This is a genomic window from Saccharopolyspora griseoalba, assembly GCF_042665275.1.
Classification (GTDB): Bacteria; Actinomycetota; Actinomycetes; order Mycobacteriales; family Pseudonocardiaceae; genus Saccharopolyspora; species Saccharopolyspora griseoalba.
Window position 1 is genome coordinate 194,605 of sequence record NZ_JBHTCJ010000007.1, and the last position, 15,851, is coordinate 210,455.

15 protein-coding genes and 1 pseudogene are annotated in these 15,851 nt (G+C 70.8%); 10 read left to right on the top strand and 6 right to left on the bottom strand.

The genetic code is table 11. From position 1 onward, the window contains the following. Nucleotides 1-207: 207 nt before the first annotated feature. The 6 genes from ACFQRI_RS15570 (at nt 208) to ACFQRI_RS15595 (ending at nt 6,139) form a co-directional block, all read left to right on the top strand. On the top strand, nt 208-666 hold the full coding sequence (locus ACFQRI_RS15570; RefSeq protein ID WP_380669088.1) for an NADH-quinone oxidoreductase subunit NuoE family protein: 459 nt from the start codon (nt 208-210) through the stop codon (nt 664-666). Continuing rightward, nucleotides 663-2,192, top strand: coding sequence for a formate dehydrogenase beta subunit (locus ACFQRI_RS15575; RefSeq protein WP_380669090.1), 1,530 nt, complete (start codon nt 663-665; stop codon nt 2,190-2,192). Before ACFQRI_RS15570 ends, ACFQRI_RS15575 begins: the two co-directional genes overlap by 4 nt. 2 nt (nt 2,193-2,194) lie before the next feature. Then, a complete protein-coding gene (gene fdhF, locus ACFQRI_RS15580) occupies nt 2,195-5,005 on the top strand; it encodes a formate dehydrogenase subunit alpha (RefSeq protein ID WP_380669092.1) in 2,811 nt (936 codons plus the stop codon). Next, complete coding sequence (locus ACFQRI_RS15585) at nt 5,002-5,226, top strand: formate dehydrogenase subunit delta (protein ID WP_380669094.1); 225 nt, start codon at nt 5,002-5,004, stop codon at nt 5,224-5,226. The genes fdhF and ACFQRI_RS15585 overlap by 4 nt, the downstream gene beginning before the upstream one ends. A 147-nt stretch (nt 5,227-5,373) precedes the next feature. Beyond that, nucleotides 5,374-5,649: a hypothetical protein gene (locus ACFQRI_RS15590; RefSeq protein ID WP_380669096.1), complete on the top strand. Its 276-nt coding sequence runs from the start codon at nt 5,374-5,376 to the stop codon at nt 5,647-5,649. 160 nt (nt 5,650-5,809) lie between these two features. Beyond that, a complete protein-coding gene (locus ACFQRI_RS15595) occupies nt 5,810-6,139 on the top strand; it encodes a plasmid stabilization protein (RefSeq protein WP_380669098.1) in 330 nt (109 codons plus the stop codon). Here the strand turns inward: ACFQRI_RS15595 and ACFQRI_RS15600 are convergent, their stop codons facing one another. Further along, entirely contained in the window at nt 6,140-7,372 is a 1,233-nt protein-coding gene (locus ACFQRI_RS15600) for an acyl-CoA dehydrogenase family protein (RefSeq protein WP_380669100.1), read from the bottom strand. A 273-nt stretch (nt 7,373-7,645) separates the two neighbouring features. Between ACFQRI_RS15600 and ACFQRI_RS15605 the strand changes: the two genes are divergently transcribed. Next, nucleotides 7,646-8,074 (top strand): Fur family transcriptional regulator, encoded by a 429-nt coding sequence (locus ACFQRI_RS15605; RefSeq protein WP_380669102.1) that lies wholly within the window; start codon nt 7,646-7,648, stop codon nt 8,072-8,074. A gap of 32 nt (nt 8,075-8,106) precedes the next feature. After that, the gene (gene katG / locus ACFQRI_RS15610; protein ID WP_380669104.1) at nt 8,107-10,317 is read left to right on the top strand and encodes a catalase/peroxidase HPI; all 2,211 of its coding nucleotides are present in this window, start codon (nt 8,107-8,109) and stop codon (nt 10,315-10,317) included. Between the two features lie 75 nt (nt 10,318-10,392). Here the strand turns inward: katG and ACFQRI_RS15615 are convergent, their stop codons facing one another. The 5 genes and pseudogenes from ACFQRI_RS15615 to ACFQRI_RS15630 all read right to left on the bottom strand — a co-directional run bounded on the left by ACFQRI_RS15615 (nt 10,393) and on the right by ACFQRI_RS15630 (nt 13,925). Then, entirely contained in the window at nt 10,393-11,178 is a 786-nt protein-coding gene (locus ACFQRI_RS15615) for an IclR family transcriptional regulator (protein WP_380669106.1), read from the bottom strand. Nucleotides 11,179-11,203: 25 nt separating this feature from the next. Then, the gene (locus ACFQRI_RS15620; RefSeq protein ID WP_380669389.1) at nt 11,204-11,749 is read right to left on the bottom strand and encodes a methyltransferase; all 546 of its coding nucleotides are present in this window, start codon (nt 11,747-11,749) and stop codon (nt 11,204-11,206) included. 223 nt (nt 11,750-11,972) lie between these two features. Then, a pseudogene (locus tag ACFQRI_RS27125) lies at nt 11,973-12,206 on the bottom strand (methyltransferase family protein); the annotation flags it as partial. 96 nt (nt 12,207-12,302) lie between these two features. Then, nucleotides 12,303-12,779, bottom strand: coding sequence for a hotdog fold domain-containing protein (locus ACFQRI_RS15625; RefSeq protein WP_380669108.1), 477 nt, complete (start codon nt 12,777-12,779; stop codon nt 12,303-12,305). A gap of 69 nt (nt 12,780-12,848) precedes the next feature. Further along, entirely contained in the window at nt 12,849-13,925 is a 1,077-nt protein-coding gene (locus ACFQRI_RS15630) for a DUF4185 domain-containing protein (protein ID WP_380669110.1), read from the bottom strand. Nucleotides 13,926-14,128: 203 nt separating this feature from the next. Here ACFQRI_RS15630 and ACFQRI_RS15635 point away from each other — a divergent pair, with 203 nt between their 5' ends. Continuing rightward, complete coding sequence (locus tag ACFQRI_RS15635) at nt 14,129-14,443, top strand: nucleoside triphosphate pyrophosphohydrolase family protein (RefSeq protein ID WP_380669112.1); 315 nt, start codon at nt 14,129-14,131, stop codon at nt 14,441-14,443. A gap of 347 nt (nt 14,444-14,790) precedes the next feature. Further along, the gene (sbnA, locus tag ACFQRI_RS15640) at nt 14,791-15,798 is read left to right on the top strand and encodes a 2,3-diaminopropionate biosynthesis protein SbnA (protein WP_380669114.1); all 1,008 of its coding nucleotides are present in this window, start codon (nt 14,791-14,793) and stop codon (nt 15,796-15,798) included. Nucleotides 15,799-15,851 lie beyond the last annotated feature (53 nt).

Genomic DNA, 15,851 nt, shown 5'->3' on the forward strand with positions numbered 1-15,851 from the left:
ATGGCTGAAACGCCTCGTCCGGCGATCGCGCGTCCGGTTTCGGCCCCACCGCGCGTGCTGCCTGGTGCGCAGGCACTATGGGGGCCCGACGGTACGGTGGGCGGCCTTCGATCCGAGCTGCTTATCGCTGCATAAACAGTCCTGCATTGAGGTTTCGCTCCGCTGGCGCGACCGTAGAGCCAATCTACGACGGAGTGGAGAACGCGGATGACGAATGCGGAACGCGTGCGCGGCGTGGTCCAAGCGCATCGCGGAGAACGAGGCGCGCTGCTGCCGATCCTGCACCAATTGCAGGAGGAGTTCGGCTGGATCGATCCACAAATCGTCCCGGTGCTCGCCGAGGAGCTCAACATCTCGCGTGCCGACGTGCACGGCGTCATCAGCTTCTACACCGATTTCCGCTCCGAGCCCGCGGGCACCACCGCGGTGCGGTTGTGCCGCGCCGAGGCCTGCCAGTCGGTGGGGGCCGAGCAGCTGGTGGCCGACGCCGAGCAGGTCTTCGGCGTCAAGTGCGGGCAGACGACCCCGGACCGCTCGCTGACGCTCGACCAGGTGTTCTGCCTGGGCAACTGCGCGCTCGGGCCGTCCGCGCAGGTCAACGGCAAGGTGTACGGCCGGGTGGACCGCAGCCGGCTCGTCGAGATCCTCGCGGAGCGGCGCGCATGATCACCGTCTACGTACCCCAGGACTCCTCGGCGGTCTCCGTCGGGGCCGACGAGGTGGCCGCCGCGCTCGAGGACGCGGCCGGCGAGCGGATCCGGTTGGTGCGCAACGGGACCCGCGGCATGCTGTGGCTCGAACCGCTGGTCGAGGTCGAGACCGAGCGGGGCCGGGTCGGCTACGGGCCGGTGACCCCCGGCGCGGTTCCCGGACTGGTGGGCGCCGGGATGCTCGACGGCGCCGAGCACGAACTGCGCGCGGGCGTGGTCGAAGAACTGCCGTGGATGCGCGACCAGCACCGGTTGTGCTTCGCCCGCGTCGGCGTCACCGACCCGGTTTCGACCGCGGACTACGAGCGCCACGGAGGGCTGGTCGGACTGCGCAGGGCGCTGGGGATGGACCCGGCCGCGGTGGTCGAGGAGGTCACCTCCTCGGGTCTGCGCGGGCGCGGCGGGGCCGGGTTCCCCGCGGGTATCAAGTGGAACACCGTGCTCAAGGCCGAGGGGCCGACGAAGTTCGTGTGCTGCAACGCCGACGAGGGCGACTCGGGCACCTTCGCCGACCGGATGCTGCTGGAGGGCGACCCGTTCTGCCTGATCGAGGGCATGCTCATCGCCGCGCGCGCCGTGGAGGCCACCGAGGGCTACGTCTACGTGCGCTCGGAGTACCCGGACGCGGTGCGCGCGCTGCGCCGAGCCATCGACGCCGCCTACGGCGCAGGCTGGCTCGGCGAGGACGTGCTGGGCAGCGGGCTGCGCTTCGACCTGCACGTGCGGGTGGGCGCGGGCGCCTACATCTGCGGCGAGGAGACCTCCATGCTGGAGAGCCTGGAGGGCAATCGCGGCATGGTCCGCCCCAAGCCCCCGATCCCGGCGATCACCGGGCTGTTCGGCAAGCCCACGGTGGTCAACAACGTGCTCACCCTGGCCAGCGTCCCGGCGATCCTCGCCGACGGCGCGCAGGCCTACGCCCAGCTGGGCACCGGCCGCTCGCTGGGCACCCAGGTCTTCCAGCTGGCGGGCAACATCGCGCGCGGCGGGGCCTTCGAGACCGCCTTCGGGCTCAGCGTCGACGAGCTGGTCAACGGTTACGGCGGGGGCACCCGCTCCGGCCGCCCGGTGCGCGCGGTGCAGATCGGCGGCCCGCTGGGCTCCTACGTGCCACCGGAGCAGTTCGACCTGCCGATGGACTACGAGGCCATGGCCGAGAGCGGTGCGATGGTCGGGCACGGCGGGATCGTGGTCTTCGACGACACCGTCGACATGGCCGCGATGGCCCGGTTCGCCTTCGAGTTCTGCGCCGAGGAGTCCTGCGGCAAGTGCACCCCCTGCCGGGTGGGCGCCGTGCGCGGCGCCGAGACCATCGACAAGATCGTCGGCGGGCAGGACCGGGACGACAACCTCGGCGTGCTCAACGACCTGTGCGAACTGATGACCGACGGCTCGCTGTGCGCGATGGGCGGCCTCACCCCCAACCCGGTGCGAAGCGCGCTCGCGCACTTCCCCGAGGACTTCCAGAAGGAGGCGAAGTAGCGATGGGCCTGCTCAAGGAACCCGACTACGGCACCCCCGCGCGACCCGGCGAGGCCACCGTCACCGTCGAGATCGACGGCACGCCGATCACGGTGCCCGAGGGCACCTCGGTGATGCGCGCCGCGGCCGAGTCCGGCACCGAGATCCCCAAGCTGTGCGCCACCGACAGCCTGGAGGCCTTCGGGTCCTGCCGGTTGTGCCTGGTCGAGATCGACGGCAAGAACGGCACCCCGGCCTCCTGCACCACGCCGGTGGCCGAGGGGATGAAGGTCCGCACCCAGACGCCCCGGCTGGAGAAGCTGCGCCAGGGCGTCATGGAGCTCTACATCTCCGACCACCCGCTGGACTGCCTGACCTGCTCGGCCAACGGCGACTGCGAGCTGCAGGACATGTCCGGCGTGGTCGGGCTGCGGCAGGTCCGCTACGGCTACGAGGGGGAGAACCACCTCGACGCGCCGACCGACGACAGCAACCCGTACTTCTCCTTCGACGCCTCCAAGTGCATCGTGTGCTCGCGCTGCGTGCGCGCCTGCGACGAGGTGCAGGGCACCTTCGCGCTGACCATCTCCGGGCGCGGGTTCGACTCCAAGGTCGCCGCGAGCAACGACGAGCCGTTCTTCGACTCCGAGTGCGTCTCCTGCGGCGCGTGCGTGCAGGCCTGCCCGACCGCCACGCTGCAGGAGAAGTCGGTGGTCGACCTGGGCATGCCCACGCGCTCGGTGCTGACCACCTGCGCCTACTGCGGGGTGGGCTGCTCGTTCAAGGCCGAGCTGCGCGGGGACGAGCTGGTGCGGATGGTGCCCTACAAGGACGGCGGCGCCAACGAGGGGCACTCCTGCGTCAAGGGCCGCTTCGCCTTCGGCTACGCCACCCACCCGGACCGGCGGACCAAGCCGATGATCCGGGAGAAGATCACCGACGAGTGGCGCGAAACCGACTGGGAGACCGCGATCTCCCACGTCGCCGCGAAGTTCCGGGACATCCAGGAGCGCAAGGGCAGCGGTTCGATCGGCGGGATCACCTCCTCGCGGTGCACCAACGAGGAGGTCTTCGCGGTGCAGAAGATGGTGCGGGCGGCCTTCGGCAACAACAACGTCGACACCTGCGCCAGGGTGTGCCACTCGCCGACCGGCTACGGGCTCAAGCAGACCTTCGGCACCTCGGCCGGTACCCAGGACTTCAGGTCGGTGGCCGCGTCCGACGTGATCGTGGTGATCGGCGCGAACCCCACCGACGGGCACCCGGTGTTCGCCTCGCGGATGAAGCGCAGGCTGCGCGAGGGCGCGAAGCTGATCGTCATCGACCCGCGGCGCATCGACCTGGTGCGAACCCCGCACGTGGAGGCCAGCCACCACCTGCAGCTGGCGCCCGGCACGAACGTGGCGCTGGTCAACGCCATGGCGCACGTGGTGGTCACCGAGGGCCTGGTCGACCGGTCGTTCGTCGAGGACCGGTGCGAGGAGTTCGACGAGTGGGCCGAGTTCATCGCCCGCGAGGAGAACAGCCCGGAGGCGGTCGAGGACATCACCGGGGTGCCCGCCGAGGACGTCCGCGAGGCGGCGCGGCTCTACGCCACCGGCGGCAACGCGGCGATCTACTACGGGCTGGGCGTCACCGAGCACAGCCAGGGCTCGACGATGGTGATGGGCATGGCCAACCTGGCCATGGCCACCGGAAACATCGGCCGCGACGGCGTCGGGGTGAACCCGCTGCGCGGGCAGAACAACGTGCAGGGCTCCTGCGACATGGGGTCGTTCCCGCACGAGCTGTCCGGCTACCGGCACGTGGCCGACGACGCGGTGCGCGAGGTGTTCGAGAAGCTCTGGGAGCGGCCGATCCTCGACGAACCGGGGCTGCGGATCCCGAACATGTTCGACGCCGCGGTGGCCGGCAGCTTCCACGGCTTGTTCGTGCAGGGCGAGGACATCGCCCAGTCGGATCCGAACACCCAGCACGTGCACGCCGCGCTGGAGGCCATGGAGCTGGTGGTGGTGCAGGACCTGTTCCTCAACGAGACCGCCGAGTTCGCGCACGTGTTCCTGCCCGGCACCTCCTTCCTGGAGAAGGACGGCACGTTCACGAACGCCGAGCGGCGGATCAACCGGGTGCGCCCGGTGATGGCGCCCAAGCCGGGCAAGGACGAGTGGCAGGTCGCCTGCGAGATCGCCCGGGCGATGGGCTACGACATGCACTACGCGCACCCGAGCGAGATCATGGACGAGATCGCCTCGGTGACACCGACCTTCGCCGGGGTGTCGTTCGCGAAGCTGGACGAGGTCGGCAGCGTGCAGTGGCCGTGCAACGACAAGGCGCCCCAGGGGACGCCGGTGATGCACGTCGGCGAGTTCGTGCGCGGCAAGGGCAGGTTCGTGCCGACGCCGTTCGTGGCCAGCCGCGAGCGCAGCACGCGGCGCTACCCGCTGGTGCTGACCACCGGGCGGATCCTGAGCCAGTACAACGTCGGCGCGCAGACCCGGCGCACGGCCAACGTGGCCTGGCACCCGGAGGACGTGCTGGAGATCCACCCGCACGACGCCGAGGACCGCGGCATCTCCAGCGGCGACCTGGTCGAGCTGACCAGCCGGGTGGGCAGCACGACGCTCAAGGCCGAGATCTCCGACCGGATGCCGGTGGGCGTGGTCTACACGACCTTCCACCACCCGGGCACCGGGGCCAACGTGGTGACCACCGAGAGCTCGGACTGGGCGACCAACTGCCCCGAGTACAAGGTCACCGCGGTTCAGGTCGGGCACGCCGTGGTGCCCGAGCAGGCGGGTGCCGAGCAGCGGGAGGCGGTGCTGAGCGAGTCATGAGCGACACCGACCTCTCGCCGCAGACGCGGATGGCCAACGACATCGCCGTGCAGTTCACCCATCAGCCACCGGACCAGGCGGCCGCGGCGATCGCCAACCACATCAAGATGTTCTGGGACCCCCGGATGAAGTCCGAACTGGACGGGATCCTGCGGAACCACCCGGACTCCCTGCACCCGCTGGCCCGCGAAGCGGCCCAGCTCCTCCACCCCGACCCCTGACCCGCCCGGCGACCCTCCCACCACACCACCCGGTCGAGTTCCCGGCACCGATTGGCCTCCCATTCCGCACCCGGATTGGGAGGTCTTTCGGGGTGCGGATCGGGAGGGTTTTCCGGAGTTCGCCGGATCGGTTCGGGGGACGGGTCGGTGTGTCGCGCACGCGGTATCCGGAGCGGTCAGGTCCGGAGGTCCGCGCGGAGCGATGCGCCCACGAGCACCGAGGACGCCGACGTCCCGGCGACGGACCCGACCGGGGCCGCCGACACGACACCACCGGCCGCGGCCGGCCCGCCCGACCACGGCCAGCAGCCGGGACGCCCCCTGGCCACGACCGGCGGGCCCGCGGGAGGCATCGCGCTGCTCGGTGGCGCGCTGCTGCGTGGTGGCGCCGCGCTCCACCGCCTCGCCCGGCACCCCGGCTGAGCGCGAGCACCGGCTCCCGAACCCCGCGGAGCGCTGCGCGGACCGGACGAGTTTGCCCGGTGCAGGGCTCGGGTAGCTCGATGGCCCGGAGCGGCGGCCCCCTTCCGAATTCCGCCGCCGCGGTTCCGGGGCCTGAATCGCCTGGTTACGGGAGGTCGTCATGCCGCAGCGTGCTTGGTCGAAGAAGCAGGAGCGCCAGTACCAGCACATCAAGCAGCAGACCGAGGAGCGCGGTTCCAGCGAGGACAGGGCGGAGGAGATCGCCGCTCGCACGGTGAACAAGAACCGCGCTCAGCAGGGCACCGCCAAGCAGCGCAGCAAGACCTCCACGCAGGACATCCCGCCGCAGCGGCGCGGTGGCCTGCGGTCGGGCAGCGGTCCTGGCGGGCGCACCAAGCAGCAGCTCTACGAGGACGCCCGCAGGCAGGACATCAAGGGCCGGTCGAAGATGACCAAGGCCGAGCTGGAGAAGGCCCTGGCGCGCCGCTGATCACGTGTACGGCGTGGGCGCGGGGAGCTGGCCCAGCAGGGCGTAGCGGCCGACTTCGGTGCGCTTGTAGGCGACCGGGTCGTGCAGGCTGTGCGTGCGCAGGTTGCGCCAGTAGATGTCCAGCCCGACGGAGTTGGCGGTGGCGCGGGCGCCGGTGAGCTCGAAGATGCGGTTGGCGACCTCGAGCCCGACGTCGACGGCGCGCTGCTTGGCCGCCGCGACGAGCACCGCCGCCCTGCCGCGCTGCTCGGCGGTGACCTCCTCGCGCGCCGAGTGCAGCAGCCGCGCGAGGTTGGTGCCCGCGGCGTCGGCGAGCGTTTCCGCTGCCCACAGCTTGGACTGCAGGTCCCCGTAACCTTCGAGGACGTAGAACTCCTCGGTTCCCGAGGTCTTGCCCTCGCCGCCGTAGGGCCAGGGGCGGGTGCGCCCGCGGGTGTAGGCGAGCCCGGCTCGGAGCGCTCCCTGCGCGATGCCCAGGTAGAAGTTGGTGAACACCAGGTGGAGGGTCGGCACGTTGAGCGTGCCGTAGGGCGTGCCCCGGAACTGCTCGTCCACGTAGCCGGCCGCTGCGGACCAGGGCACCCGCACGTCGTCGATCTCCACGCTGCCGGACTCGGTGAGCCGCTGGCCGAGGTTGTCCCAGTCGTCGCCGAAGGTGATCCCCTCGTGGTCGGAGGGCACCACGGCGAACACGTGCTGCCCGGAGTCCTCCAGCACGCCCTCCAGCAGCGTCAGGTCGGAGACCCGGCTGCCGGTCGAGAAGAACTTCTTGCCGCGGAACACGAGGGTTTCGCCCTCGTCGGTGGCCAGCAGGTCCTGGTCGCGCGGGTTGACCACGCCGCCGAAGAGGAGCTCCTCGGCGGTGTAGCGGTGTTCGGTCTCGGCGACCTGCTCCGGGGTGCCGACCAGCCGCATCGCCCACGCCCAGACGTAGTGGTGCCCGAGCAGCTGGCCGATGGAGCCGTCCCCGCCGGCGATCTCGCGCACCACGCGGCAGGCGGTGATCCAGTTCTGACCAGCTCCGCCGTGCTCGACCGGCCCCATCATGGTGACCAGCCCCGCCTGCTTGAGCAGCGCCACCTCCCGGTGCGGCGGTCGGCCCGCGCGGTCGCGGGCCACGGCGTCCTCGCCGAGCACCTCGGCCACTTCGCGGGCGCGGGCTATCCACTCGTCGGCGGTCGCCGGGCGCGGCTGGCCGCCCCAGCGCGATCCCGGATTCTCGGTGCGGCTCAAGCTGTTCCCTCCGTTGGGTGAGGCGCGACACGTGCAGACCATCGCCGAACGGCGGGCCTGTCAAGCGGATCGGCGAGATCGCCGAGAGCGGGACTGGTCGGCTTCGTGACCGAACGTGATCGAGGTGCGGGCCGCGCTCGGGGCGGGCTCGACGTGACGTCCGGGGGTGTGCGCGGTGGACGCCGGGTGGACGGCGCGCGATCTTCCGGTGACGGTATGTGACTGTCCGCGCGTTGTCTTGATTAGTTCCAAAAAATGCGGCAGACTTCGGGCATGCCTGGGACTGCGGACTACGAGCACATGTTGCGCGAGGTCGAGCTGCGCGTCACGCAGCCTCGGCTCGCCGTGCTGTCCGCGGTGCACGAACATGCGCACGCCGACACGGAATCGATCATCGGTCTGGTTCGGCAGCAACTGCCCAAGGTGTCCCACCAGGCCGTCTACGACGTCCTGCGGGCGCTCACCGCGGCCGGTCTGCTGCGCCGGATCCAGCCGATGGGAACCGTGGCCCGCTACGAAGCGCGGGTCGGGGACAACCACCACCATGTCGTGTGCCGGTCGTGCGGCGCGATCCACGACGTCGACTGCGCCGTGGGTGCCGCGCCCTGCTTGACGGCGTCCGATGCCCACGGCTTCAGCGTCGACGAGGCCGAGGTCATCTATTGGGGGCTGTGCCCTGACTGCACCCCCGAATCCAGTTGAGAACAACCGCACTGATACTCGGAAGGATTCCCGTGTCTGACAGCCCTGACACCCAAGAGACGAACGAAACCGGGGGTTGCCCGGTCGCACACGGGGGCCTCACGCACCCGACGCAGGGTGACGCCAACCGCGACTGGTGGCCGAAGCGGCTGAACCTGTCGATCCTGGCCAAGCACAACCCCGCCCGGAACCCGCTGGGCGAGGACTTCGACTACGCCGCCGAGTTCAAGAAGCTGGACCTGCCGCAGGTCAAGCGGGACATCGAAGAGATCCTGACCACCTCGCAGGACTGGTGGCCGGCGGACTTCGGCCACTACGGCCCGCTGATGATCCGCATGGCGTGGCACTCGGCCGGTACCTACCGGATCAGCGACGGCCGCGGTGGCGCCGGCGGCGGCCAGCAGCGGTTCGCCCCGCTGAACTCCTGGCCGGACAACGTCAGCCTGGACAAGGCGCGCCGCCTGCTGTGGCCCGTCAAGCAGAAGTACGGCCGCAAGCTGTCCTGGGCCGACCTGATGGTCCTGGCCGGCAACGTGGCCCTGGAGTCGATGGGCTTCGAGACCTTCGGCTTCGGCGGTGGCCGCGTCGACGACTGGGAGCCCGAGGACGACGTCTACTGGGGCTCCGAGACCACCTGGCTGGGCAGCGACAAGCGCATCTCGACCGCCAACGGCGACCGCGAGCTGGAGCGCCCGCTGGGTGCCACCCACATGGGTCTGATCTACGTCAACCCGGAGGGCCCGGAGGGCCAGCCGGACCCGGCGCTGGCCGCGCACGACATCCGCGAGACCTTCGGCCGGATGGCGATGAACGACGAGGAGACCGTCGCGCTGATCGCCGGTGGTCACACCTTCGGCAAGACCCACGGTGCCGCCCCGGACTCCAACCTCGAGGCCGAGCCGGAGGGCGCCGACCTGGAGCACCAGGGCCTGGGCTGGAAGAACAACCACGGCACCGGCAAGGGCGCCGACACCATCACCAGCGGCCTGGAGGTCACCTGGACCACCACGCCGACCAAGTGGAGCACCAACTTCCTCTGGAACCTCTTCAGCTTCGAGTGGGAGGTCTTCCAGGGTCCGGGCGGTGCCTGGCAGTGGCGTCCCAAGGGCGGCGCGGGCGAAGGCACGGTGCCGGACGCCCACGACCCGTCCAAGAAGATCGCGCCGAACATGCTGACCACCGACCTGGCGCTGAAGGTCGACCCGATCTACGAGCCGATCGCGCGCCGGTTCATGGAGAACCCGGACCAGTTCGCCGACGCGTTCGCCCGCGCCTGGTTCAAGCTGACCCACCGCGACATGGGCCCGAAGTCGCTCTACCTCGGCTCCGAGGTGCCCGACGAGGACCTGATCTGGCAGGACCCGCTGCCGGCCAACGACAACGACGAGCTGTCCGCTGAGGACGTCAAGGCCCTCAAGGCCAAGATCCTCGAGACGGGTCTGTCGGTCTCGCAGCTGGTCTCGGTCGCGTGGGCCTCGGCCTCGACCTTCCGCGCCAGCGACAAGCGGGGCGGCGCCAACGGTGCCCGCATCCGCCTGGCCCCGCAGCGGAACTGGGAGGTCAACAACCCCGAGCAGCTGGCCACCGCGCTGTCGGCCCTGGAGGGCGTGCAGCAGTCCTTCGGCAAGAAGGTCTCGCTGGCCGACCTGATCGTGCTGGGCGGTTCGGCCGCCATCGAGAAGGCCGCCTCCGAGGCCGGTTTCGACGTCGAGGTGCCCTTCACCCCGGGTCGCGTGGACGCCGGTGAGGAGCACACCGACGCCAGCTCCTTCGAGGCCCTGGAGCCGATCGCCGACGGCTTCCGCAACTACTCGGGCAAGCTGGCCGAGCTGCCGGCCGAGTACAACCTCATCGACCGGGCGAACCTGCTCACGCTGAACGCCCCGGAGGTGACCGCGCTGGTCGGCGGCCTGCGCGTGCTGGGTGCCAACTACGACGGCTCGAAGCACGGCGTGTTCACCGACAAGCCGGGCGTGCTGAGCAACGACTTCTTCGTCAACCTGCTCGACATGGCCTACACCTGGCGGTCCACCTCGGACGACAAGTCCACCTTCGAGGCCACCGACGCCTCGGGCGAGGTCGTGTGGACCGGTACCCGCGCGGACCTGGTGTTCGGCTCGAACTCCGAGCTGCGCTCGGTCGCCGAGGTCTACGCTTCGGCCGACGCGAAGGAGAAGTTCGTCCAGGACTTCGTCCAGGCCTGGGTCAAGGTCATGAACCTCGACCGCTACGACCTGGTCTGATCCGGTAGCAGTCAGCAGAGCGGGCCCCGTCCTCCGCGGACGGGGCCCGCTCTCTCGTTCGCGGGGCCTGCGGCCTCAGGCGTGCGCGATGAGGTTGGGCGCGACGGCCACCGCGGTCTTGCGCAGGTGCTCGGCCAGCTCCGGCAACCGGTCCTCGGTGATCCGCACCGTCGGGCCCTGCACGGCGATGGCCGCGATGGCGGTGTTCTGGTGCAGCACCGGCACCGCTATCGCCCGCACGCCGGGGTTGCGCTCCTCGTCGTTGATCGCCCAGCCGCGGTCCCGGACCCGGTCGAGCTCGTCCCTGAGCTGCTCGCGCTCGGTGATCGAGCGGTCGGTGACCCGCGCGAGCTGCCCGAGCCCCTCGATCTGCGCGTCGACGTCGCCCGCGTAGGCCAGCAGGCACTTGCCCATGGCCGACAGGTGCAGCGGGATCGCGGTGCCCGCGGGCTGGTCGAAGCGCAGCGGCTGCGGCGAGGGCACGCGCAGCACCACGTGCACGTCGTTGCCCGCGCGGATTCCGAGGTTGATGGACTCGCCGGTGGTCTCGGACAGCTCCCGCAGCGCGGGCAGCGCGCGGTCGTAGCCGAGCCGGTCGGCGGCCTTCTCGCCGAGCACGACCAGTGCCGGTCCGAGCTGGTAGCGCTCGGTGACCGCGTCCTGGGTGAGCAGCCCGTTGTCGGCGAGCGTGCGCGCCAGCCGGTGGGCCGTGCTGACGGTGAGCTCGGTGCGCTGGGCGAGCTGGGTGATGCCGAGTGGTTCCTCGCTCTCCTCGAGCGCGCGCAGCACGGACAGCGCCCGCTCGACGGCCTGCGCCCCGGGTCGGGTCGGAGTAGATGGCTCATCGGTCACGTCGAGCATCCTGGCACATCACCTCCCCGACGAGTCAGCAGCGCACCGGCCTCGCGCCGCACCGAGGGACCCCCTCGACGATCGACAGCGAGCCGTCGGTGGGCAGCGCGCGGGTCAGCCGCAGCCCGGCCTGGTCGAACAGCCGCGCGAAGTCGGCCTCGGTGCGCTCCCCGCCGGGCACCGCGACCATCATCATCAGGTCGAGCAGCTTGCCGAAGTGCGGCTCGTTCCCCGAGGGCAGCGCCGCGTCGACGACCACCACCCGGCCGCCTTCGTTGAGCGCCCGGCGGCAGTTGCGCGAGATCCGCGCGCACTGCTCGTCGGTCCAGTCGTGCAGCACGTACTCGAGCACGTGGACGTCCGCGGGAGGCACCGAGCCGAAGAAGTCGCCGACCTGCGCGCGCACCCGCGAGTCGTCGCCGAGCTCGCCGAGGACGTGGTCGGGCAGCGCGCTGGCCAGCTCGAACAGCACGCCGCCGAGGCCGGGCCTGCGGCGCAGGATCTCCACCAGCAGGCCGCCGAGACCGTCGCCGACGTCGACGACCGTTCCGGTCTCGGGGAAGTCGTAGGCCTCGGCGATGAAGTCCGGCGATCATCCGGTTGAACAGCTCGGCCTCGGCGGGGTGCTCGGCCAGGTAGGAGAACAGGTCGGTGCCGTGGTCGGCGTCGAAGGCGGGCGCGGCGGTGCGCGCGGTGTCGGCCAGGCGCCGCGCCGGAACCCAGAACATCGGCGAGGTCAGCCCGAGCACCGCGACGACGACCGAGTCGGGGTGCTCGCGGCGCAGCGGCAGCGAGCGGTCGGTGTGGTGGAAGCGACCGTCGGCGTCTTCGCGGAAGATCTCCTCGGTGGCCAGCAGCCGCAGGACGCGGTGCAGGTGCGCCGGGCTCGCGCCCGTGATCGCGGCGAGCTCGGCGGGGGTGCTGGGCTCGTCCAGCCGGTCGGCGACGTCGAGCTCGACGGCTGCGCGCAGCGCAGCGGGGAACAGGAACGAGGTGGCTTCGGCGATCAGGAAGTTCGCCGGGTCCGGTGTCGTCATCCCCTCATGGAAGACCGGATCCGGGGGCTGCGGCGGGGGAGCGGGCCGCGAACCACCTGGATGGCGCAGGGCCGCGCTGGGCGGCCCCGCGCGGGCTCACTCCTTTCGGCGGGTGACCCAGATGGTGATGGTCGCGCGCACCACGACCTGGTCCCGCTTGTCGTAGACGTTGACCGGGACGTCGACCTCCTGGCCCTCGTCGCCGAACTCCGGCAGGGCGTCCAGCTCGGCCACCGCGCGCAGGCCGGTCTCGGCCTTGGCCAGGTACTCGACCCGCATCTTCTTCGGCAGCCACCGGTGCGAGGTGGGCACGGTCGACTCCGCGAGCATGCCCATCGCGACCTCGGCGAGGTTGCAGGCGGCGATGGCGTGATAGGTGCCGATGTGGTTGTGCACGCCCCACCACTTGGGCGAGGTGACCACGCACCGGCCGGGCTCCATCTCGCGGATCGAGGGCAGCACGGTCCGGAAGTAGGGAGCCTTGAGGCTCACGCTCAGCGAGAACAGGCCGCGGCCGCCGAAGACCTTGGACAGCTTGTTCCAGAGCGCGTAGGTCGGAGTCTGGGAGCTCATGGCCGAGCAGACTATATTACCCACCGGTAACTTCGGCGTCCGGAGTGCGGCAGGTCACCGCCGACCCGGTCAGGACAGCAGCCGGCGGGCCAGCTTCGCCGCGGTCCCGAGCACGCGGCCGCTCCTGCCGGGCTCCGCCGGTGGCGGGACCGGTTCGTCGCCGGGCCGCGGGAGGCGGCCGGCGAACTGCATCGCCCGGTAGGGCCAGTTGCGCTCGGTGTTCCACTGGCTGACCACCAGGTGCAGGTCGTCCGAAGTGGAGCCGGGGACGATGTAGCCGCCGTAGAGCTGGGCGACGTGGCCCTGCTCGTGGTCCTCGCAGCCCCAGGCGCAGCCGCGCAGCACGGTGCTGCGCGCGGCCTCGTAGAGGTTCGCGGTCGGCCCGTCGAGGTCGAGCACGTCGATGCGGTAGTTGCCCGCGTCGAACAGCGCCAGCAGCCAGCGCCCCGAGATCCGCCGCAGGCACAGCTCTCCGTAAGCGCCGGTGAGCGCGATCGTCGGCGGGTTGTGCCAGGCCCACTGCCCGTCCCGGAATCCCCAGCCCTCCCAGGCGCGCGGCTCGGTGAGCCGGTCGGCCGGGACGCGCTGCAGGATCAGGCCCTTGTCCCGCTGGAAACCGGTGGAGAAGGCGTAGACGTAGCCGTCCTCGCCGAGCTCCCAGGTCAGCATCTGGAACAGCCCGCCGTGCGCGTCGCCGGGCCAGGTGGCGCCGGTGTGCTGCCAGGTCTCGCCGTTGTCGGTGGACCGGTGGATCTCTGTCCAGTGCACGTTGCCCAGTCCTTCGCACACCATGACGTGCAGGAACATCTCCCGGCCGATGGTGATCAGATCGGTGGGCAGCACGGTGCTCACGCGCCGCCCGTGGATCACCGAGTCGTGCGAGTACGGCAGCGCCTGGTCGGCGTAGTCGGAACGCGGCCCCACCGACCCGGCCCACCGGATCCCGCGGGTGGCGCTCGCGGCGTCGCCGAAGACCACCACGGGAGAGCGCCAACCGGGCCCGCCGACGCCCGCCCGGTCGAAGGTGTCGCCGAAGACCGTCACCAGCCGCCCGTCCGGCGCCACCGCGCACACCCCGAGATCGGTGCCCCCGATCCCGAGGTGATCGGTGATGCCCGGCCCGGTCAGATCCTTGACCTTGCGCAAACCCCTACCTTTCCGTCGACTCCAACACCCCCGACCGTACGCATCCCGGTTCGCCCCACCAGTCGAGCTGGCCGCGCGCGACTTCTCCGCGGTCCGGGCGGCGCGGTTCGCCGGTGCGCGCTCGGTCGGCGTTGGCTGGTTCTCCCGAGCGGGCTTGGGGGCGACGGGATTCCGCGCTCGGCGGGGGTTCCTAGGGTGGGGGGATGGAGATCGAGGAGCTGGTCGAGCGGGTCGAGGGCGTTTCGGCTCGGTACGCCGAGTCGCTGGGGTTCGAGCGGCACGGGGAGTGGTTCCTGCTGAAGCTGCAGGAGGAGGTCGGGGAGCTGACGCAGGCGTTCCTGATGCGGCAGGGGTTGGCCCGGCCGAAGGGGCGCGATCGGGCGGAGTTGGACGCGGATTTCCGGGCCGAGCTCGCCGACGTGTTCTGCCAGTCGCTGCTGCTCGCCCGGCATCACGGGATCGACCTCCCCGCCGCGGTCGCCGAGAAGTGGCTCGTGTGGGAGGCGAAGCAGCGCTGACCGTCCGTGTCGAATCGCGCCGATCGCTGCGTCGATCGGATGACGATCGTCCGCTTCCGATTGCCGGGCGTGCATTTTTCGGACGCGGTCGATCCGCTTGTCGGGGACGGCCGTGCATTTTCGGATGCATTCGTTCCGGTTGCGCGTGGAACTGGTTTTGTTCTGGAAGTTCTTGCGCGTCAACGGGTTCGAGTCGGGGAATTTCCGCGCCGAAATCGCAGGTGGGGCGGGCGATCGCGGTTCGCTGTGGTTCGCGTCTCCCGAATGCGGTCTATTAAGTTAGCCTTGCCTTTGTTACGTTCTCCGCTGTCGCCCTGCTTGATCAGGTCGTCGAGCTGAGGAGAAACGTGGCTATCGACACCCTGACCGAATCCGTCGCCGAACCAGTAGCCGAATCCGTCGCCGATTCCGTGCTCGACTGCGTGGGGAACACCCCCGCGGTCGCGCTGAACCGGCTGTTCCCCGAAACCGATGTCGAGGTGATCGCGAAGCTGGAGCTGATGAGCCCCGGCGGAAGCATGAAGGACCGCTCCGCGCGGTACATCGTCGAACGCGGACTCCAGCAGGGCACCATCCGTCGCGGAAGTCACCTGGTGGAGAGCAGTTCCGGCAACTTCGGGATCGCCGTGGCCATCGCCGCGCGCGTCCACGGGCTGCGGTTCACCTGCGTGCTGGACCCGAAGGCCGCCTCGGCCAACGTGGCGATCCTGCGCCAGCTCGGCGCGGAGGTCGACATCGTCGACGAGCCCGACGAGACCGGCGGGTACCTGCACACCCGGATCCGCCGGGTGCAGGAGATCGTGGACAGCTCGCCCGGTGCGGTGTGGCTCAACCAGTACGCCAACGAGTGCAACTGGCAGGCGCACTACCACGGCACCGGGGCCGAGCTGTCCCGCCAGCTGGTGGTTCCGCCGTCCTACCTGTTCGCCGCGGTCAGCACGACCGGCAGCCTGCTGGGCTGCTCCCGCCGGCTGCGCGAGAGCTTCCCGGACATGCGCACCGTGGCCGTGGACGCCGTCGGCTCGGTGATCTTCGGCGGCGCGCCGGGAAGGCGGGACGTGCCGGGGCTCGGCGCCAGCCGGGTCCCGGAGCTGCTGAGCCCGGACGAGATCGACGACGTGGTGCACGTCGACGACCTCGACGCCGCCGAGGGCTGCCGCGATCTGCTGGCCACCGAGGGAATCTTCGCCGGTGGCTCCACCGGCGCCGTCGTCGCGGCGATCCGCCGATCGCTGCCCGAGCTGCCGCGCCCCTGCCGGGTGGTCGCGGTCTTCCCCGACCGCGGGGACCGGTACCTGGACCTGGTCTACGACGACGAGTGGCTGGCCGCCACCCGGCAGCGCTGCGCGCGCTAGCACCCCTCGCGCGCTCGTTCCCGAGCCGAGCTCGTCCCGGGAGCGAAGTCGCT